This window comes from Vibrio azureus, assembly GCF_002849855.1.
GTDB lineage: Bacteria > Pseudomonadota > Gammaproteobacteria > Enterobacterales > Vibrionaceae > Vibrio > Vibrio azureus.
In genome coordinates this window covers 1,222,997-1,241,298 of record NZ_CP018617.1, presented here as the reverse complement: position 1 = coordinate 1,241,298, position 18,302 = coordinate 1,222,997, and the positions used below count along the sequence as shown (strand labels likewise).

Here is an 18,302-nt window from a genome sequence, read left to right as displayed (position 1 = left end):
TAGGTATGAAAAGTATGATACGTTTCAACGCTTATATATCACTGTTTTTATTCAGCTTCTCTTTTCATTCATTTGCAGTTGATATGAACTTTAAAGGTGAGCTGCTGGACTCGCCTTGTATAATAGATCCCAACAACTCTGATATAGATGTCACTTTACGTGATATACCTGCATTAAATATGAATTATCTGCCTGGTAAATCAGTTGAAATGCCTTTTCAAATTAAGCTTATAAACTGTAACCTTAATCAAGCTGGCGCAATAAGTATTTATTTCAATGGTGAAACTGAAGAAGGCATGGGTAATTTACAGCACAAATACCTCAAAGTCTCCGGTCAAAATGAAGGCAAGATAGGTCTTGGAGTTCTTGATGAACAAGGTGAGTTAGTCACAATTGGAGAGGGTGACTCTGGGTATCCCATTGAGATAAATGACGAAAATATAACTGTAAATTTCTCAGCGTTTATTAAAAGTACCCCTGATGCTTTAGAAAACAAAAGTGTTGTTGCTGATAACTACTCCGCTAGAGCAACATTCGAGGTGCGTTATGAGTAAAATAATAATATCTAATGTAATGGCAATGGGGTTATTATTATTTTTGTCTTCTTTAAACTCTAGCGCTAGAGCAGATGACATTCCAATTACTGTAACAGGTAATTTACTTATGATTCCCTGCACTGTTAATAATGGAAATACAATTTCAGTTGATTTTAAGACGGTCAATGTCAATGAAATTGATGATGCTGCTATTCTAACCACAATCCCTGTTTCTTGCTCGCCTTACACTTCGGTATTTATTAAGGTGCTCGGGGAGACATTAAATTGGAATCCTGAATCTTATGAAAATATTCTGAAGGCGTCACTTTCATCTGAGCAAAACTACGATGGTTTTGGAATCCAACTTTGGCAGGGTGATACGAGAGATACTCAGTTATTAATCGGATCAGGTAAAGGCGGGCAATATGGCAGCCCTTTGATTGATGGTATGTCAGAAAATGGTAATGGTTCATTTTTATTTACTTTTTTATCAACACTATACAATCGTGATAGTAAACCATTAGAAGCGGGTAGTTTTTATGCGCATGCTACTCTGGATGTTTTTTATTTTTGAATAGCTATAGCGGTGGATTTATGTTGAGAAATATTATCGTATTTTGTTTTTTATGTTTGGGTAGTGTAAGTTTATTTGCAGCGCCAGTTGCTCCTTCTTGTATGGTACTTTGGGCGACGAGTAGCCCTATGCCTGTACTAAACATAGATCTGATACAAGGAAACAGTTATGAAACATCTGTGACTATTGTCGGAAACCCAAGTTCTGATAGAGATGGTTTTTGGGTGGCAAGTGGTACTTCTCTTTTTGCTGAGCCGACTGATAGATTAAATGTAAAATTGTCGAATTATCCAACCTCTTATTCACAAGGAGCGCAGACTAAATGGGCTGTTTTAAAAATACCTAAGAGACTTCAGTTTCAGGAAATTGGTAGTAATGTGACGATAGAGACACAGCTCATTCCTCCTCCAGGCTTTGAGTTACGTGATGGAGGGGCTGATTGGATACTTGTTGGACATACTGTCGATGGAGTTACAGGTGACTGTACTGAGACAGGTGTGGACTATAAATACGTACGTTTTTGGATGCCGGATGTCGAACTAAGGCTGTCCCTTGCAGCAAATTCACATATTCCCGGTGGAGAATATGATCTTTCGTTCGATTATACCTACGGTTATTTAGAAAATAAGTATCTTTCATCAGGTATTATCAACGCAGAACAGGCAATAAGCTACGTACAACGTTATAGTAATATACAAATGGCAAATATTCATTTAAGCGTAACAAATAGATGTGAATTCAGTCCAAGCGAGATACATCTTGATCATGGCAGTATCCCTGCAAATAATAGCGCTAATGGCCACAAGTCTGATACTCAGAATTTACATATCAGCTGTAAAGAAAATACGACTATTCATGTGAAAGCGAAAAGTTTAAACAATTCGCCTCTCGACTCGCCTCAAAACTTTTTTAGTTGTGGTCAGCAAGGTTTGTGTAGAGTTTCTTTTACTTATAATGATGTCTCTTATAATGAAGGCTCTTTTACAATGCAAAAAGGTACTATTGGCGTATACTCAAGGTTTTTCTTCACTGAACCTTCCGAGGGAGCAACAGCCACTGGTCCATTCACCGGAAATGCTGTTTTGAGTATCAATATTGAATAGTGAATCTTGGAGCTACTCGAATGTTTTTAATACCTTTGAGTAGCTTGTAGTTTATTTACTTTGTCTTTTTGGACTCCCAATGGGTAATAAAGGCAATCGAAGCAATAATGATCGCCGCTCCAAGCCAAAGTCTTCCCGGGGGGGCCCAACCAAATACTATCCATCCAGCTAAGACATTGAGCGGCAGCTTGGCATGATCAAAAGGCTGAACAAAAGATGCATCGGCAACAGCGTAAGCTTTAATGACTGCCCACTGTGCTAGCGCGGTTAATATTCCTGCCACAAGAATGACCCCCCATACATTAATCTCTTGCGGTACTGCGAAGGACGGTATTGCAAGCAGAATGTTAAAAGGGGTAATGAGTAAAAAAAGGTAGACGAGAATAGTCTGTGGGGGCTCTTTTAAAGATTGCTTCTTGACCATTAATGCATAGCATGCCCAGAAGAATGCAGCACCAACAGGGAGGAGTGATGCCCATGAAAAACTATCAGACCAAGGTTCAAGGATGATCATGGCTCCAATGAAGCCAGCTATGGTTGCAATCCATCTCGCCCCGCCAACTTTTTCTTTTAGGAATAAACCAGAGCCAATAGTCGCGAAAAGTGGGGAAGTCATTAAAAGAGCGATACCTTGCCAAATGGGAACAGGGTAAGCTAATGCCCAAAGCCATAATTGGATGCCGATTACTGCGAGGAAAACACGCACAATATGCAGCCCCAGATGTTCAGTTTGTAAAGATTGCTTGATACCAAGTGATGCTAAATAAGGCAGTATCGCACATAGAGCAATACCGTATTGAAATAGAGCAAATGCCGTGGAGGTCACACCAAAGTGGATGCTTGCGATTTGAGCTAAGCTATTTACAACAGCAAACGCAAAACCTGCGGTGAGCATCCAAGATGCTCCTTGAATGGGATTATGATTCAACACTATTGTCCAAGATCTGTATGTTGGAGGAATTATGGTTGAAATCATACGTTCTAAATTGTAGGTTAGCCAACAAAAAGTGTTTCTTAGCCCATTAATAATGTTGTATTAGATTGAGGCATTACAGAGCGCTTGAGTGTAGGTTTACAAGTCAGTTTTACAGGGAGCAGTAATGGGAAGCATTCATCTTAACGACACCTCGATCAAACCGAGCAAAATTGTTTGCGTAGGCCGCAATTACGTAGAGCATATCAAGGAACTCGATAACTTGATGCCAGATCAAATGGTGGTATTCAATAAACCTGCTACTGCTATTTCGCCAACGTTGTATTCAAGTCACCAAAAAACTGCTCTGCATTATGAAACGGAAATCTGTTTTTTGATTGAAGGAGGCAAATACGTTGCGGTAGGCCTTGGCCTTGATCTGACCAAAAGAGATACTCAAACAGAGTTAAAGCAAAAAGGGTTACCTTGGGAACGTGCTAAAGCGTTTGATGGCTCAGCAGTATTTAGTCGTTTCCTTCCCTTAGAGGACCTTGATGTTAATGACTTACATATGGAGCTACTGATTAACTGCGTTCATGTGCAAAAAGGGCATGTAGAACAGATGATTTACCCCCCCATAGCCATTCTCAATGAACTCTGTTCTTTTACAACACTTGAAGATGGCGATGTAGTGATGACGGGGACGCCAAAGGGAGTCGGTGAAGTTCATAAAGGGGATGTGTTTCTTGGTCGTCTAAAATGCGCCGAGGTTACTTTACTTGAAGTCGAATGGGTTGCTGTTTAACTTGCTAAAGTGGCTTACTTAGAGCGTCTTTAATAACATCACTCCTAATATCAGCTCCAATTAAAGTGATTTGTGTCTTTTATTTTTAGTCTGGTTGTAATAGAAGTATTAGTATAAAATGTGCTGCTTGTTATAAAAGGCGGCAAAAGAATGATTGATTTTACGATACTTCCAGTTTATCTCACCGCAGTAATCGCTCTGCTTCTATTACCTGGCCCTGATATGTTATTGATTGCTAGTTCAAGTATGAGCTACGGTAAAAAAGTAGGGTTATTTGCCAGTTTAGGTAATGCGACATCGGGTATTATTTTGACCATGTTGGCAGCAATGGGGGTGTCGACATTAATCGCAATGAGCCCTGTTGCTCTTAAGGTGTTACACCTGCTTGGCGGTGCCTACTTACTGAAAATGGGCTGGGATTGTTTGAAATCAGAAGCCTCTTTAGCTCCTGAATTAGTGAAAGAAAATAAAATGGCGTTGACCTACTATCAGCGTGCATTGATGAGTAATCTGCTCAATCCTAAGGCCTTAGTCTTTTTTGTCATGTTTTTACCTCAGTTTGTCTCTAGCAACATTACTGCATCTTCGGGTGAGCAAATGCTTGCGCTTGGTCTGTTGTTAAATGTACTGGGTTTGCTATTTAACATCTTGCTGGTTGCACTGGCGGGTACATTAGGGAAAGGGTTATTGGAAAATGAAAAATTCCGTATGTACCAAGGTAAAGTGATGGGGGTGGTGTTCGTTATTCTCGCGGTGTGGATGCTCAGTAGCTTTGTAATGTAACGTGTAGGAAGAAATCAGATTTTTATACAAAAGCCAGCACTTGCTGGCTTTTTGTTTTAATATCACACTGATTTCCAAGGAGTGGCAGTATGAAACTTGAATTTAAACTCAAACCAGAACAAAACGATCTCGACTTTATCCGTGATGGCATCCGAGCATATAACCGCATGTATTTACCGGATGGTGATGTAGACGCCATTGGTTGTTTTGCTCGTAATGATGAGGACAAAGTGATTGGAGGACTCACGGGAGAGATGTTCAATAACACCGTGTTCGTTGAATATCTTTGGGTAGATGCAGAGGCACGCATTTCGGGGTTGGGAAGCAAGCTGATCGCTCTACTGGAAGAACAAGTGAAACCGCGTGGAGTAACGCATTTGTACCTCGATACGTACAGCTTTCAAGCACTCGATTTTTATATGAAATTGGGTTTTGAAAAAGTAGGGCAGTATTCAGGTTACCCAGCAGCAGGCATTGATAAACATTTCCTGCAAAAACAGATTGCTTGATTTGGTTTGAATTAAACAAAAAAAAGAGGCGCTCGATACGCCTCTTTTTCTGTTTTCCAGAATCAATGTTTTAAACTCGAATTACAAGCTTTGTTGATGTGCTTCGATCAATGCGTTCATCTTCGCTTCCGCAGCTTGGTTAGCTTGCGCGTAATCCATCTCAGCAGGGAAGTCGCTGATGACTTCGTAGTAGCACTTCAACTTTGGCTCGGTACCGGAAGGGCGGACAATCACGCGTGATTTGTCTTCTAGGTGGTAAACCAGTACGTCACTCGCTGGTAAGTTAATCGCTTCTGTTGGACCATCAGTAACAAAGCGAAGTGATGATTTCAGATCTTCGATCACTTCAATGCGTTTACCCGCGATCTCTTTCGGTGGGGTTGCGCGCAGTTTGTCACCGATTGGTGGTGATTTAGGGTCAAGTGCAATACTGCGTTGTGCGTTGAAGTAGAAACCGTGTTGGCGATATAGCTCTTCTAACTTATCCCACAGCGTTTTGCCTTGTGCTTTCAGTTTTCCTGTCAATTGAGAGAAAGCGACCAGTGCTGACAAGCCATCTTTATCCCATACCTTGTTTCCTACGGTGTAGCCAAGAGCTTCCTCGTAAGCAAATAGGAACGGATTTGCTTCTGTCTCTTTTGTCATAGCTACATTGGTCAGCCATTTAAAGCCCGTTAACGTTTGGTAGTATTCTGCACCGTGTGCTTTAGCAATACTGCTCAATAGGCGAGAAGACACAATGGTATTGCCAACGAGCGCTTTTGGCTGAACTTGTAGTAAATAATCACCGAACAATGAACCCACTTGGTCACCTGTTAGCATTTGGTATTCACCATCTGGGCGTTTTACCGCCACAGCAAAGCGGTCCGCGTCAGGGTCGTTTGCACAGGCGATGTCAGCGTCGACAGATTTACCCAGTGCCATAACCATGTCCATTGCGCCAGCTTCTTCAGGGTTCGGGAAGTTTACGGAAGGGAACATACCGTCCGGTTCACGCTGATCTGGAACACTTGCCACTTTTTCAAAGCCAGCATCTGCGAGTAATGTTTCTGCCATCTCTGCACCGACACCATGCATCGCGGTGTAAACTATCGAGATATCTGTGTTGCTGTCAGGTGTTAGCAGGGTATTATCGTTGATTGCATTACGGTACGTCTGGTAGTACTCGTCTTCAAGCCATACCAACAACTCTTTTTGCTTCGCATCGTCCAGTGACATTAGAGGAAGCGGTTTTGCTGTTGCTTCATCGATTTTTGCGGCAATACCAGAATCGTGCGGTGGAATAATCTGTGCGCCATTTTCCCAGTATACTTTAAAGCCATTGTACTCTGGTGGGTTGTGGCTTGCGGTTACGACGACCGCTGCTGCTGCATTTAACTCACGAACACCGAAAGCGACAATGGGTGTTGCTGCTACTTTATAGGTTAGGTAAACCTTGATGCCTAAAGCAGTAAGTACGGAAGCCGTATCGTGTGCGAACTGTTTCGAATCTGGCCGACCATCGTAACCGATAACCACGCCACGAGAGGGTGCGTCTTGTACTTGTTCAATCAGATAGTGGCCGAGACCAGTCGCCGTTTCTTGAATCACCAAGCGGTTCATGCGATTTGGTCCTGCACCTACTTTACCACGAAGCCCTGCGGTCCCAAAAGCCAAGCGCGAGCTGAAACGATCTTGCAATTCACTTTCATTACCAGCATCGATAAGTTGCTGAAGCTCTTCGCGTGTTTTGGGATCAGGATCTCTTGCAAGCCATAGTGTTGTCTGCATTGTCATAGTGATGATTTCCTTAGTCATTGGCAACATCGGTGAAGGTAGGGAAGAGCTTTTTTCTTCAAATCTCGTTGAATTACGAAGGTGAACAGCCCTCATCATTACCCACACCATCAAGGCTACTTAATGTAAATGTTTCTCAGTTAGATTTCAAAGTTGTACATCGGTAAATGGCTAAGAAAAGCCCCTAATTTGAGAATTTATTCACATCAAATACCTTGAAGAAAGATAGAACTATTACTAGCCTTTTAACATAAATACAACAAAAGGTGGTGAATCATAAGTTTCTACGAATTTTATTAAATTTGTTCGATATTTGCATCAGGAAGCAAAGCAGCTCGCTAGTACACGGCGAGAGAACAGGGGAGAGTTCTTTTGAAAAGATTAGCAACTACTCTAGCCTTATTGATGAATGTGATTTTTATCACGTTTTCTTCGTCCAGTTGGTCAGAGCAAAATGAATACAACATGACCAAAGGTGTGACAGCGATTAGTGGACAAGTTTATGAATTGCATATGCTTATCTTCTATATTTGTTGTGCCATAGCTTTGATTGTGTTTGGGTTGATGTTCTACTCTATTTTACGTCATCGCAAGTCGAAAGGTGCTGTCGCGGCGAATTTCCATGAAAGCACCAAAGTTGAAATAATCTGGACGGTCATCCCCGTTATTATTTTAATCGCGATGGCCATACCCGCAACGAAAACCTTGATTGCAATGGAAGATACAACGCAATCAGACCTGACGGTCAAAGTCACTGGCTCACAGTGGAAGTGGCACTACAGTTACTTTGGCGAAGATGTTGAGTTTTTTAGTCTCTTGGCCACCAGCCAAAAAGAAATCGATGGCATCGAAGCAAAAGGTGCGCATTATCTGCTTGAAGTTGATAACCCTCTAGTATTGCCTATTAACCGTAAAGTTCGTTTTCTCATGACCTCGGATGATGTTATCCACTCTTGGTGGGTGCCTGATTTTGCTGTCAAAAAAGACACGATACCTGGTTTTATCAATGAGGCATGGACCAAAATTGATAAGCCGGGTGTTTACCGAGGCCAATGTGCAGAACTATGCGGTCGAGCTCATGGCTTCATGCCCATTGTAGTTCACGCTATGGAAGAAGATGATTTCGATCAATGGCTGGAAGGGAAAAAACAAGAACTCGCGCTACAAAAAGCCGCCGCAAAAGCCTCCCTAACACAGGAGCTTTCTATGGAAGAATTGATGGAAGAAGGACAATCGGTTTATGCTGCGCGCTGTGCGGTGTGTCATCAAGCCAACGGAGAAGGGCTTGCAGGCGCTTTTCCAGCTATTAAGGGAAGTGCAATTGCGTTAGGGCCTGTCGAAAATCATATTGATATCATAGTGAATGGTCGTTCTGGTACCGCTATGCAGGCATTTGCGAATCAACTCAGTGATAAAGAGATCGCTGCTGTTATTACCTACCAACGCAATGCATGGGGTAATGATACTGGTGAGACGGTCCAAGCATCTGATATCAATGCCTTTAAAGCACAGGAAAGTGCCAAGGAGGGAATATGAGTAAACCAATCGATCCTGCGGTTAAGTCTGCGCCTATTGACGCACAAACCAGTGCGAACACAACCATGGTTATTGAAGATGAACACGACCACCATGATGCACCAAAAGGGCTTGCTAGGTGGATATATTCTACCAACCACAAAGACATTGGTACGCTTTACCTCTGGTTTAGCTTTGCGATGTTTCTTATCGGTGGGGCGATGGCGATGGTCATCCGAGCCGAACTTTTTCAACCAGGCTTGCAACTTGTTGACCCTCAATTTTTCAATCAAATGACGACAGTACATGGGCTGGTTATGGTATTTGGCGCGGTTATGCCTGCTTTTACTGGATTAGCTAACTGGATGATCCCATTGATGATTGGCGCTCCAGATATGGCGTTGCCTCGCATGAATAACCTAAGTTTTTGGATTCTTCCCTTTGCATTTTTGATTTTGATTGGCTCGCTATTTTTGCCTGGAGGCGGGCCGGATTTCGGTTGGACTTTTTACGCTCCGTTATCAACTACATATGGCCCCGATAGTACAGCACTGTTTGTTTTTTCTGTTCATATTATGGGTATCAGCTCGATTATGGGAGCGATTAACGTCATTGTCACCATCGTCAACATGAGAGCGCCTGGTATGACTTGGTTTAAGCTGCCAATGTTTGTATGGACTTGGTTGATTACCGCGTTTTTATTGATTGCTGTCATGCCTGTACTGGCTGGAGCCGTAACCATGGTGCTTACTGATAAATACTTTGGCACGAGCTTTTTTGATGCTGCTGGTGGCGGTGACCCTGTCATGTTCCAACATATCTTTTGGTTCTTCGGGCATCCAGAAGTTTACATCATGATTTTACCGTCGTTTGGCATTATATCTGCGATCATTCCTGCGTTTACTGGCAAAAAGCTTTTTGGTTATCACTCCATGGTGTACGCCACTTGCAGCATCGCACTGTTGTCATTCTTGGTATGGGCGCATCACATGTTTACAACGGGAATGCCTGTATTTGCAGAACTGTTCTTCATGTACTGTACGATGCTCATAGCGGTCCCGACCGGAGTGAAGGTCTTTAACTGGGTCGCAACCATGTGGCGTGGTGCGATGACGTTTGAAACACCCATGCTGTTTTCCATTGCTTTTATTGTTTTATTTACGATTGGTGGGCTTTCAGGCCTAATGCTTGCGATTGTCCCTGCAGACTTCCAATATCATGATACTTACTTTGTCGTCGCTCACTTCCATTATGTCTTGGTATCGGGAGCCGTTTTCTCGATTATGGCAGCAGCCTACTATTGGTTGCCTAAATGGACAGGGCATATGTATGACAATAGGCTGAGTCTTTGGCACTTTTGGTGTTCAATTATTTCAGTAAACCTCTTATTTTTCCCGATGCATTTCTTAGGGTTAGCAGGCATGCCACGTCGTATTCCAGATTATGCAATTCAATTCGCCGATGTGAATCAGATTGTCTCAATCGGTGGCTTTGCCTTCGGTTTGTCTCAACTCATTTTCTTATGGGTAGTGATCAAGTGCATACGAGGTGGGGAGCCCGCACCAGCCAAACCTTGGGAGCATGCAGAAGGCCTAGAATGGACGGTGCCGAGTCCTGCGCCATATCATACCTTTTCAACGCCACCAAAGATCGACTAAAAGCAGAGTAAGGTGAAGGATATGGAAGCCAAAGCCTCCCACAAAAAATTAACCGTCAAACTGGTTTTAGCCACCGCCTTGATGTTTGGCTTTGGCTACGCCTTAGTCCCTCTGTATGACGTTATGTGTGATGCACTTGGGATCAACGGTAAAACCAGTGATGTTGCAGCAATCCAACCTACAGGAATGAAAATTGACCGCACGCGTACTATTAAAGTCGAGTTTATGGCCCACATTACACCGGAAATACCATGGGAGTTTGAACCCAGCGTAGTTTCAATGAATGTGCACCCTGGCGAAGTGATTCAAACAGAATATCTTGCATTTAACCAGAGTGAACAAGCGCTTATTGGCCAAGCTGTCCCTTCGGTATCTCCTGGCTTAGGGGCTGCTTATTTTAATAAAATTGAATGTTTTTGCTTTAACCAACAGCCTCTTGAAGGCAAGCAGCAAGCACGTATGCCATTAATTTTTTATATTGAACCTGATGTGCCGGATTCAATTCATACGTTGACCTTGTCTTACACACTCTACAAGTTTCCCCCTCAGTCTGACCAAGCATCTCTAGTCAGCCTTCTGAGGAGCGAGCCCCAGACAATTCGTCTGTAAGGAGCGATTTTTATGAGTAACAAGCCCGAGAGTTATTATGTTCCTGCACAAAGTAGTTGGCCTATTGTCGCTGCCTTTGCTCTTTTTTTGATTGCGGTTGGTGCTGGTTTAACTGTCCAAGGCATTCAGGCGGAAAGTGAAATAGGGACCTTTGGTAAAATCATTCTGATTTTAGGTATGCTGTCTTTGCTTTATATTTTAGCTGGGTGGTTTAGTAATGTAATTACTGAATCATTAACGGGTAAATACAGTGCACAAATTACCCGCTCATTTCGGCAGGGGATGAGTTGGTTTATCTTTTCAGAAGTGATGTTCTTCGGTGCATTTTTTGGTGCTCTTTTTTATGCCAGAATCCTTTCTGTGCCTTGGTTGGGCGGGGCTGATAATAATTTTATGACACACGAAGTGTTATGGCCTGATTTTGAGGCTATTTGGCCTTTAACCTCGACACCAGATGGGACGACAACAGAAGCGATGCCATGGAATGGTATCCCGCTAATGAATACTATTTTACTTTTGCTGTCATCCATTACGTTACATATGGCCCATGTCAGTTTAGAAAAAAATAAGCGGACAGCGTTGATTGTTTGGTTAGAGCTTACCATCGTACTTGCAGGCTTCTTCCTTTATTACCAATATGTTGAATATGCTCATGCCTATCAAGAAATGGGGCTCACTCTTCAATCTGGAATCTACGGTAATACGTTCTTTATGTTGACCGGGTTTCATGGGTTGCATGTGTGTCTTGGTGCCATCTTCTTGCTTATTCTATTGTCGAGGATTGCGAAAGATCACTTCTCTCCTCACAATCATTTTGCATTTCAAGCGGGGAGCTGGTATTGGCATTTCGTTGATGTGGTTTGGTTATGTTTATTTGTATTTGTCTATGTAATCTAAGTGTATGTAACTTAAGTCTTTGTAATATAGGTAAATTTTAGATAAAGCAATGGCATGCATCTCTAAAGTAAGAGCCACTAAAATACGCATTGCTGAGCTGATATAAATGGAATGACTAATACGGATTGGGATTCGGTGAGATCCAGCCAGCACTTAGAGCAAAAAGTAGAAGCAGTATCACGAGAGCAGAAAACATCACTCTGCGTCCAAGGTAATGACTCATTGGTTTACTGTTCTCACTGTTTTCTGGGTTGTCTTTAACCATTTCGATCAACGCTTTGGCGAGGTTGAATATGATAAAAAGCAGCAGTAAAACCAACGTTGTTTTAAATAAAAAAGCGATGGACATGAAATCTCCCGGTTCATGGTTAGCTTTGTCTGCCAGCTTTTGGGTAGCAGCTTGCTTAACTGTGGCTGTGTTTTTAGCATTGGTCAAACTTGGCATCTGGCAGCTAGATCGAGGTAATGAAAAGTTAGCCTTGGAGCAATCGATGGAACAAAAGCTCAAAGCGCCATATCAAGATATCTCGGCCTTGTTAAGTCATAGTGAAAGTAAAAATCCTTTTCAAGGGATTAAAGTTCAAGCACAAGTCTTGCCACAAGAGTTCCCTATTATTTTGTTGGATAATCAGATTTATGTTGGAAAAGTGGGTTACCTTGCTTATCAAATTGTGGCAATCAATGCTGTGAATTTGCCTTCTGAGCAGTCATTGGTTGAGAATCCATTGGTTTTGTTGGAACTTGGTTTCGTTGAAGGGCTCGTATCAAGAAAAGCATTGCCGAAAGTGATTGAACTCGAAGAAGAGCAATTCATTACAGGTCGCACCTATCAAAAGTCAAACAACCCTCTAAGCTCAGATCTGATGGCAGAAAAGGGTAACCCTGTCCGCATACAAAACTTGAATATTAAGCAACTGGCTAAGAGCTTCAATATTGATTTAGCCCCGTTTGTTATTCAGCCAGATAATCTCAAATCTTGGCCTTACTCATTTCCATGGAATCCACTTCCTATGACCAGTGCAAAACATTTTGGCTATTCTTTTCAATGGTTTGTAATGGCAGGGGTGTTTTTATTGATAACCCTAATGGTGTTATTTCGCTGGATACTTAGTATACGCTCACAAGGAGGTGACGCATGATATCTAAAGTAACAAAAGGGCGATTTGCTTTAATCGCATTGATCAGCTTATTTGTTCTACCCGTCATTATTGCTAAATTGATACTGAGTCAAGGCTGGTACCAACCTGGAGCAACAAATCGAGGCAAGTTAGTCGAACCATACACCACCTTAACCGAATTAGGACAAGCCTCTCCTTATATCAAAAAAGGTTGGCAATTAGCCTATGTTCTTCCTTCTCAGTGCGGCAACCGTTGTCAGCAGCAGCTTCATTTAATTAAGCAGAGCCATATTGCTTTAGGAAAATATCAGGAACGCGTTATCCCTATTATTTGGGCATCTGAAAACACTCAAAAACTCAATGACTCAATAGCCGTAATGGAAATGAATGAACGTTTGTCTCAACAGGTACATGTCGGGCAAATTGTTATTGTTGATCCGTTAGGGCAGTTGGTAATGGCTTATACCACTTTAGGTCAAGATGACTTGGTTCAACTAAATAAAGATATGCTGTCTGATTTACGTAAGCTACTTAAGCTGTCACGGGTTGGCTAAGGAGAAATCATGAGATTAGAGCACTTAGTGAAATTCAGTCTTTGTCTTACGCTCGTTGTTATTATGCTGGGCGCCTACACTCGTTTAGCTGACGCTGGCTTGGGATGTCCCGATTGGCCAGGGTGTTATGGGCAGTTACTTGTCCCTCAAACACAAGAGGAGGTCTCTACAGCCAATGCTTTGTTTCCTGAAAGGGCTGTCGAGCAAGGTAAAGCTTGGCTAGAAATGATTCATCGTTATTTTGCTGGCTCACTTGGGATTGTTATCCTAGTTATGGCTATATGGGCAACAAACAAGCAAGATGTTGATGCAACCATCCCAATTTTACTTTGTCTGTTGGTCTTAGGTCAGGCCGCTTTAGGAATGTGGACGGTGACATTAAAACTGATGCCAAGCATTGTCATGCTGCATTTATTCGGTGGTTTTACTCTACTGGCACTCCAAGCTGTTTTTTATTGCCAATTGAAGTCTCATTCTCCTCCTCTAGAGGCAGTTGCTTCAGTTTCAAAAGGGGTCAAGTTACTGTCAGTGTTTACATTTGGTATTGTTACCATGCAAATTTTACTTGGAGGCTGGACCTCCTCAAATTATGCCGCACTTATGTGTACCTCATTACCAATTTGTGAAGGTAATTGGCAGGCACATTTATCATGGAAAGAAGCGTTTTCTTTTTGGCAAACAGGGTTTGATAGTTACGAATTTGGTGTGTTGGACTATCCGGCACGCATGACTATTCATGTTAGCCATCGTATCGGGGCTATGGTTACAGCCGCCGTTGTTCTAGGCTACATTGTGGTGCTATACCAACAACAGTTTTCTTCAGCCAAAAAAATAGCCTTTTGGCTTGGCTTTGTTCTTCTGTGTCAGATTGCTTTGGGTATCAGCAATGTCTTGTTTCAGTTACCTATTTATGTCGCCGTTGCACATAACTTTGGGGCGGCTCTAATGCTGGCCTTGATTTGTGTGAGTCAGTTTTATATATGGCAAAGTCATACCTATCGGTATGCTCAAGCGAAAGGAGTTCGCTATGAATAATGAATCGATTTTAATGTTAGAGAGCAGTAAGAAAGCTTGGTCAACCTATTTGCAACTGACCAAACCTAAGGTTGTGCTCCTTATGCTGATCACAGCTATCGTTGGAATGAGCCTTGCACCTGTCGTCAATTTTCCATGGCTAGAGGCGATATTGGGTTTAACGGGCATCGGCTGCATGGCAGGTTCAGCCGCTGCGTTTAATCACTTAATTGACCGACGAATTGACAGACAGATGGACAGAACTCATCAGCGGCCATTGCCTTCTGGAGAGGTAAACCCTTTCTCGGTGACCACTTTTGCTTCCGTTCTGGGTTGTTTTGGCTTTGTGTTACTTTATCTATGGGTTAACCCATTAACGGCTTGGATGACGTTATTAAGTTTACTGGGTTACGCTGTGGTTTACACACTCTACTTAAAACGGGCTACCCCACAAAATATTGTGATAGCCGGTATTGCCGGTGCAATGCCCCCATTATTGGGTTGGACTGCCGTAACGGGTGAGCTGCATGCTAATGCCTGGCTACTGGTTATGATCATATTTATTTGGACTCCGCCTCATTTTTGGGCTTTAGCGATTCATAGAGTCGAGGATTATCGAAAAGTGAACATTCCAATGTTGCCTGTTACTCATGGCGTGGAATATACAAAAACATCCATACTTTTGTACACGGTTCTTTTAACCTTGGTTTGTATTTTACCTGTATTGGTTGGCATGGTTGGAATGATTTATTTATTTTCAGCTCTACTCCTTAACGGTGGCTTTATTTATTACGCATGGAAACTCAAGTTTTCTCCTGAACCTAATACTGCAATGGATACCTTTAAGTTTTCTATAGGTCATTTATTGGGGCTGTTTATCGCTTTGTTAGCCGATCATTATATTGCTCAAGTTATAGTTTAAATCCCTTGACGGTTACTTTGATAAGGGCAGATTGGTGATACGAGTAGACGAAAAAAGAAGAGGGGCATCAAGCCCCTCTTTAGTTACGAATTAATGATAAAATGGGCCAAGAAACCCATTGAACCAATTATATTATTCTGGTTGAACGAGTTCTTCGTATTGGAATTCAGGAACCACAACCTCAACACGACGGTTTTTCTCACGACCTTCTGCAGTGCTGTTACTCGCTACAGGATCTTCCATACCTTTACCTGTCACAGTAAAGCGGTCTGCATTAACACCTGTCGCGATTAGGTAATCCGCAACAGCTTGAGCACGGCGCTCAGAAAGCTTAAGGTTGTAAGCTGCTGGGCCAGAGTTATCCGTGTAACCTGTTATCTCTACTTGAGCCTGTTGAAACTCTTTTAAGAAGTTTGCAAGATTGTTTAGGCGCTCGGTCACAGAGTTTGTTAACTTAGCACTGTCAAACTCAAAAGTACCTGTACCGTATTCTTCTTTGTGAGTACGAGTAAGAAGAACAGGCTCGACTTCAATGACTTCTTCTGTCACAACAGCAGCGATAACAGGAGCTGGAGCAAAACGGTAGTTCACACCAAGACCAAAGAAGTCAGCGTCCATATCGTCGATCACATTATCAGAGAAACCTTGGTAGCGTTGGTATTCCGCGCGTACACTCCAGTTATTATCGATAGTGTACTCTGCACCCAAAGAACCAGTAGGAACGATGTCTTTCTCGCTTCCTGAGATCATGTATGCACCACCAAGCTTAGCAAATAAGTTCCAGGTGTCATTTACGTGCCAGTTAAGCTTAGGAGCTAGTGTAAGTGCCCACAGGTGCCCATCAATAGTGTCAACGGTATTGGCGTGTTTGAAATTACCTTCGTAATTACCGAGGTAATCCACTCCATACTCAAGAGCGATCATATCTGTAAAGTCATAACCGATATGCAAACCAGTGCCAAACGCATCATCATCGCAAGGACTGTTTAGATAGCAAGCATTATCCAGACTAGTCATGCCTAATTTGCCCCCAAGGTACATCTCAGCTTGGGCAGAGTTCATTAGACCACCAGCCACCACTGCTGCTACTGCAATTGCTACTTTTTTCATAGTGTTTCCTTGTATTGATTACATGTTCACTTCTACTTAGCCTTATTGGCAGGAAGTACTAAGTAGTATTAAGATACCTGTTTAGTATTATTTCGATTTGGACACAGGCTTCAACAGCTTAGACGGTGTTACAAAAAGCGACGCGAGCCTCATCACAAACCTTCAAAGTATAGTCAAAAAATTTTCATTCAAAGAAAAACTTAGGTTAGCTTTAAATGACTTATGTGAACTCAGCGTCAGTATGTTGTGCTTCGGTGTATTTCTTGAGTCTTTTATTTATATCGTCAAATCACAAACTCAGTCACAGCGCTATGAGCGTTATCCATGTTTGATTGGCGATTTACAGCAGATGCTCGCAAGTAATGGGTGTAAGTTTTTATTTACGCTGTATTTAGTTATTAACGAATGAGATTATTTGCATTTTTTGATAAAAAATGATTGAAACTCTACTTCTAAGTCGATAAGTTATCTATACCAAGAAAGTAAATGAGCTTAAGGTTGATACGTCATCCGACAGGGCCATTTTGTATGCGGCTAAATAAGACAAATAATCAGCCAGATGTAACTAGGAAGTAGAAGTAATGTTTCAGACCGATGATGTAAGAATTAATCAAGTAAAAGAGTTGTTGCCACCTATTGCAGTAACAGAGAAATTTCCAGCAACAGAGACGGCTTCTTCGACCACATTTGAATGTAGAAATGCCATTCACAACATATTAGAAGGCAAAGATGATCGATTGCTTGTTATTGTTGGCCCATGCTCGATTCATGACCCTGAAGCTGCTGTTGCTTACGGTAAAAAGCTGAAAGTTTTACGTGATGAACTCGGAGAGCAGCTTGAAGTTGTAATGCGTGTTTATTTTGAAAAGCCAAGAACAACGGTAGGCTGGAAAGGATTAATCAACGACCCTTATTTGAATGACACGTTCAAACTCAATGATGGTTTGAGAATAGGGCGTAAACTTCTGCTTGATCTTACTGACATGGGCTTGCCTACCGCCAGTGAATTCCTAGATATGATCACACCTCAGTATGTTGCAGATTTAATCAGTTGGGGCGCGATCGGTGCTCGTACAACTGAATCTCAAGTACACCGAGAGCTTGCATCAGGCTTATCTTGCCCAGTTGGTTTCAAAAATGGTACCGACGGTAATATTAAAATTGCGAGCGATGCGATTCGGTCAGCAAGCGCGTCACACCATTTCTTATCTGTGACTAAATATGGCCACTCTGCCATTGTCGAGACCGCCGGTAACCCTGACTGCCACATTATCTTACGTGGTGGTAAAGAGCCAAACTATAGCGCAGCGCATGTTGCTCAAATTAAGGATGAACTGGAATCAGCGGGTTTACCGAAGAAAGTGATGATTGATTTCAGTCATGCGAACAGCTCTAAACAATTTAAGCGTCAAATGCTGGTTTCAGATGATGTTTCTGAACAAATTGCTGGTGGTGAAGACGCAATCTTTGGTGTGATGATCGAGTCTCACCTTGTAGAAGGTCGTCAAGACTTAGTGAATGGTAAGGCGGCCAATTACGGCCAATCGATCACTGACGCATGCATTGGCTGGGAAGATACTGAAACGGTTCTTCGTCAGCTTGCGGACGCTGTAGAAGCTCGTCGTGAGAAATAGAAACCACTTCCAGTTTGGATAATATCTAAATGATTGAAGGTAAAGCCAGCGTAACATGCTGGCTTTTTTGTTAGTTCTAAGCCGCTCCCCGTAGAGTAAATTCTTTTTTGCGAAAAACTTCACATCTTCCAAAGTAACTGTTGATGTAATGTTATCTGGGTAAATATTTTGTGTTTTGCCTGTCGCTTTCATGAGTGTTTTTCTTTAACATCCTGTTGTTTAAAACAATTTCAGCGCCTTTATCATGGTTTGCCAAAACAAAAGCGTAACCT

At 42.3% G+C, this 18,302-nt stretch carries 19 protein-coding genes; 15 read left to right on the top strand and 4 right to left on the bottom strand.

All coding sequences use genetic code 11. The features are described 5' to 3' along the window. Nucleotides 1-14: 14 nt before the first annotated feature. The 3 genes from BS333_RS19325 to BS333_RS19315 are packed head-to-tail and all read left to right on the top strand — an operon-like array spanning nucleotide 15 to nucleotide 2,213. Nucleotides 15-554, top strand: a complete 540-nt coding sequence (locus BS333_RS19325; protein ID WP_033004428.1) for a fimbrial protein — start codon at nucleotides 15-17, stop codon at nucleotides 552-554. Beyond that, nucleotides 547-1,110 (top strand): fimbrial protein, encoded by a 564-nt coding sequence (locus BS333_RS19320; RefSeq protein WP_021711442.1) that lies wholly within the window; start codon nucleotides 547-549, stop codon nucleotides 1,108-1,110. Before BS333_RS19325 ends, BS333_RS19320 begins: the two co-directional genes overlap by 8 nt. 20 nt (nucleotides 1,111-1,130) lie before the next feature. After that, on the top strand, nucleotides 1,131-2,213 hold the full coding sequence (locus tag BS333_RS19315) for a hypothetical protein (protein ID WP_033004426.1): 1,083 nt from the start codon (nucleotides 1,131-1,133) through the stop codon (nucleotides 2,211-2,213). Nucleotides 2,214-2,268: 55 nt separating this feature from the next. Here the strand turns inward: BS333_RS19315 and BS333_RS19310 are convergent, their stop codons facing one another. Next, nucleotides 2,269-3,108 (bottom strand): DMT family transporter, encoded by an 840-nt coding sequence (locus BS333_RS19310; protein WP_021711440.1) that lies wholly within the window; start codon nucleotides 3,106-3,108, stop codon nucleotides 2,269-2,271. A 205-nt stretch (nucleotides 3,109-3,313) separates the two neighbouring features. On the opposite strand from BS333_RS19310, the gene BS333_RS19305 reads away from it, so the two are divergent. From BS333_RS19305 to BS333_RS19295, 3 genes are all read left to right on the top strand, one after another. Further along, nucleotides 3,314-3,931 carry a fumarylacetoacetate hydrolase family protein gene (locus BS333_RS19305; protein ID WP_021711439.1) on the top strand — a complete coding sequence of 206 codons (618 nt, stop codon included), beginning with the start codon at nucleotides 3,314-3,316 and terminating at the stop codon, nucleotides 3,929-3,931. A gap of 150 nt (nucleotides 3,932-4,081) precedes the next feature. Further along, on the top strand, nucleotides 4,082-4,714 hold the full coding sequence (locus tag BS333_RS19300) for a LysE family translocator (protein WP_021711438.1): 633 nt from the start codon (nucleotides 4,082-4,084) through the stop codon (nucleotides 4,712-4,714). Between the two features lie 89 nt (nucleotides 4,715-4,803). Further along, nucleotides 4,804-5,223 (top strand): GNAT family N-acetyltransferase, encoded by a 420-nt coding sequence (locus BS333_RS19295; RefSeq protein WP_021711437.1) that lies wholly within the window; start codon nucleotides 4,804-4,806, stop codon nucleotides 5,221-5,223. An 81-nt stretch (nucleotides 5,224-5,304) separates the two neighbouring features. On the opposite strand, the gene BS333_RS19290 is transcribed toward BS333_RS19295, so the two are convergent. Beyond that, nucleotides 5,305-6,999 (bottom strand): phospho-sugar mutase, encoded by a 1,695-nt coding sequence (locus BS333_RS19290; RefSeq protein ID WP_021711436.1) that lies wholly within the window; start codon nucleotides 6,997-6,999, stop codon nucleotides 5,305-5,307. Nucleotides 7,000-7,371: 372 nt separating this feature from the next. Here BS333_RS19290 and coxB point away from each other — a divergent pair, with 372 nt between their 5' ends. The 4 genes from coxB to BS333_RS19270 are packed head-to-tail and all read left to right on the top strand — an operon-like array spanning nucleotide 7,372 to nucleotide 11,678. After that, nucleotides 7,372-8,535: a cytochrome c oxidase subunit II gene (coxB, locus tag BS333_RS19285; protein WP_021711435.1), complete on the top strand. Its 1,164-nt coding sequence runs from the start codon at nucleotides 7,372-7,374 to the stop codon at nucleotides 8,533-8,535. Then, a complete protein-coding gene (gene ctaD, locus BS333_RS19280) occupies nucleotides 8,532-10,172 on the top strand; it encodes a cytochrome c oxidase subunit I (protein WP_021711434.1) in 1,641 nt (546 codons plus the stop codon). Before coxB ends, ctaD begins: the two co-directional genes overlap by 4 nt. A gap of 21 nt (nucleotides 10,173-10,193) precedes the next feature. Further along, complete coding sequence (locus tag BS333_RS19275; RefSeq protein WP_033004424.1) at nucleotides 10,194-10,781, top strand: cytochrome c oxidase assembly protein; 588 nt, start codon at nucleotides 10,194-10,196, stop codon at nucleotides 10,779-10,781. Between the two features lie 12 nt (nucleotides 10,782-10,793). Then, nucleotides 10,794-11,678 (top strand): cytochrome c oxidase subunit 3, encoded by an 885-nt coding sequence (locus tag BS333_RS19270; protein ID WP_021711432.1) that lies wholly within the window; start codon nucleotides 10,794-10,796, stop codon nucleotides 11,676-11,678. Between the two features lie 115 nt (nucleotides 11,679-11,793). On the opposite strand, the gene BS333_RS19265 is transcribed toward BS333_RS19270, so the two are convergent. Then, on the bottom strand, nucleotides 11,794-12,027 hold the full coding sequence (locus BS333_RS19265; protein ID WP_033004422.1) for a DUF2909 family protein: 234 nt from the start codon (nucleotides 12,025-12,027) through the stop codon (nucleotides 11,794-11,796). On the opposite strand from BS333_RS19265, the gene BS333_RS19260 reads away from it, so the two are divergent. The 4 genes from BS333_RS19260 to cyoE are packed head-to-tail and all read left to right on the top strand — an operon-like array spanning nucleotide 12,026 to nucleotide 15,286. Beyond that, nucleotides 12,026-12,817 carry an SURF1 family protein gene (locus tag BS333_RS19260; protein ID WP_033004420.1) on the top strand — a complete coding sequence of 264 codons (792 nt, stop codon included), beginning with the start codon at nucleotides 12,026-12,028 and terminating at the stop codon, nucleotides 12,815-12,817. The two genes, BS333_RS19265 and BS333_RS19260, sit on opposite strands and share 2 nt — an antisense overlap. Beyond that, on the top strand, nucleotides 12,814-13,350 hold the full coding sequence (locus tag BS333_RS19255; protein ID WP_021711430.1) for a hypothetical protein: 537 nt from the start codon (nucleotides 12,814-12,816) through the stop codon (nucleotides 13,348-13,350). Before BS333_RS19260 ends, BS333_RS19255 begins: the two co-directional genes overlap by 4 nt. Nucleotides 13,351-13,359: 9 nt before the next feature. Further along, nucleotides 13,360-14,385 carry a COX15/CtaA family protein gene (locus BS333_RS19250; RefSeq protein WP_021711429.1) on the top strand — a complete coding sequence of 342 codons (1,026 nt, stop codon included), beginning with the start codon at nucleotides 13,360-13,362 and terminating at the stop codon, nucleotides 14,383-14,385. Continuing rightward, nucleotides 14,378-15,286, top strand: a complete 909-nt coding sequence (cyoE, locus tag BS333_RS19245; protein WP_021711428.1) for a heme o synthase — start codon at nucleotides 14,378-14,380, stop codon at nucleotides 15,284-15,286. Before BS333_RS19250 ends, cyoE begins: the two co-directional genes overlap by 8 nt. A 132-nt stretch (nucleotides 15,287-15,418) precedes the next feature. On the opposite strand, the gene BS333_RS19240 is transcribed toward cyoE, so the two are convergent. After that, a complete protein-coding gene (locus BS333_RS19240) occupies nucleotides 15,419-16,396 on the bottom strand; it encodes an OmpA family protein (protein ID WP_021711427.1) in 978 nt (325 codons plus the stop codon). A gap of 581 nt (nucleotides 16,397-16,977) precedes the next feature. Between BS333_RS19240 and aroG the strand changes: the two genes are divergently transcribed. After that, complete coding sequence (aroG, locus tag BS333_RS19230; RefSeq protein ID WP_021711426.1) at nucleotides 16,978-18,030, top strand: 3-deoxy-7-phosphoheptulonate synthase AroG; 1,053 nt, start codon at nucleotides 16,978-16,980, stop codon at nucleotides 18,028-18,030. Nucleotides 18,031-18,302 lie beyond the last annotated feature (272 nt).

Coding starts and splice junctions, on each gene's coding strand:
- BS333_RS19325 (WP_033004428.1), top strand. CDS start 15: ATGATACGTTTCAACGCTTATATATCACTGTTTTTATTCAGCTTCTCT.
- BS333_RS19320 (WP_021711442.1), top strand. CDS start 547: ATGAGTAAAATAATAATATCTAATGTAATGGCAATGGGGTTATTATTA.
- BS333_RS19315 (WP_033004426.1), top strand. CDS start 1,131: ATGTTGAGAAATATTATCGTATTTTGTTTTTTATGTTTGGGTAGTGTA.
- BS333_RS19310 (WP_021711440.1), bottom strand. CDS start 3,108: ATGCTCACCGCAGGTTTTGCGTTTGCTGTTGTAAATAGCTTAGCTCAA.
- BS333_RS19305 (WP_021711439.1), top strand. CDS start 3,314: ATGGGAAGCATTCATCTTAACGACACCTCGATCAAACCGAGCAAAATT.
- BS333_RS19300 (WP_021711438.1), top strand. CDS start 4,082: ATGATTGATTTTACGATACTTCCAGTTTATCTCACCGCAGTAATCGCT.
- BS333_RS19295 (WP_021711437.1), top strand. CDS start 4,804: ATGAAACTTGAATTTAAACTCAAACCAGAACAAAACGATCTCGACTTT.
- BS333_RS19290 (WP_021711436.1), bottom strand. CDS start 6,999: ATGACAATGCAGACAACACTATGGCTTGCAAGAGATCCTGATCCCAAA.
- ctaD (WP_021711434.1), top strand. CDS start 8,532: ATGAGTAAACCAATCGATCCTGCGGTTAAGTCTGCGCCTATTGACGCA.
- BS333_RS19275 (WP_033004424.1), top strand. CDS start 10,194: ATGGAAGCCAAAGCCTCCCACAAAAAATTAACCGTCAAACTGGTTTTA.
- BS333_RS19270 (WP_021711432.1), top strand. CDS start 10,794: ATGAGTAACAAGCCCGAGAGTTATTATGTTCCTGCACAAAGTAGTTGG.
- BS333_RS19260 (WP_033004420.1), top strand. CDS start 12,026: ATGAAATCTCCCGGTTCATGGTTAGCTTTGTCTGCCAGCTTTTGGGTA.
- BS333_RS19265 (WP_033004422.1), bottom strand. CDS start 12,027: ATGTCCATCGCTTTTTTATTTAAAACAACGTTGGTTTTACTGCTGCTT.
- BS333_RS19255 (WP_021711430.1), top strand. CDS start 12,814: ATGATATCTAAAGTAACAAAAGGGCGATTTGCTTTAATCGCATTGATC.
- BS333_RS19250 (WP_021711429.1), top strand. CDS start 13,360: ATGAGATTAGAGCACTTAGTGAAATTCAGTCTTTGTCTTACGCTCGTT.
- cyoE (WP_021711428.1), top strand. CDS start 14,378: ATGAATAATGAATCGATTTTAATGTTAGAGAGCAGTAAGAAAGCTTGG.
- BS333_RS19240 (WP_021711427.1), bottom strand. CDS start 16,396: ATGAAAAAAGTAGCAATTGCAGTAGCAGCAGTGGTGGCTGGTGGTCTA.
- aroG (WP_021711426.1), top strand. CDS start 16,978: ATGTTTCAGACCGATGATGTAAGAATTAATCAAGTAAAAGAGTTGTTG.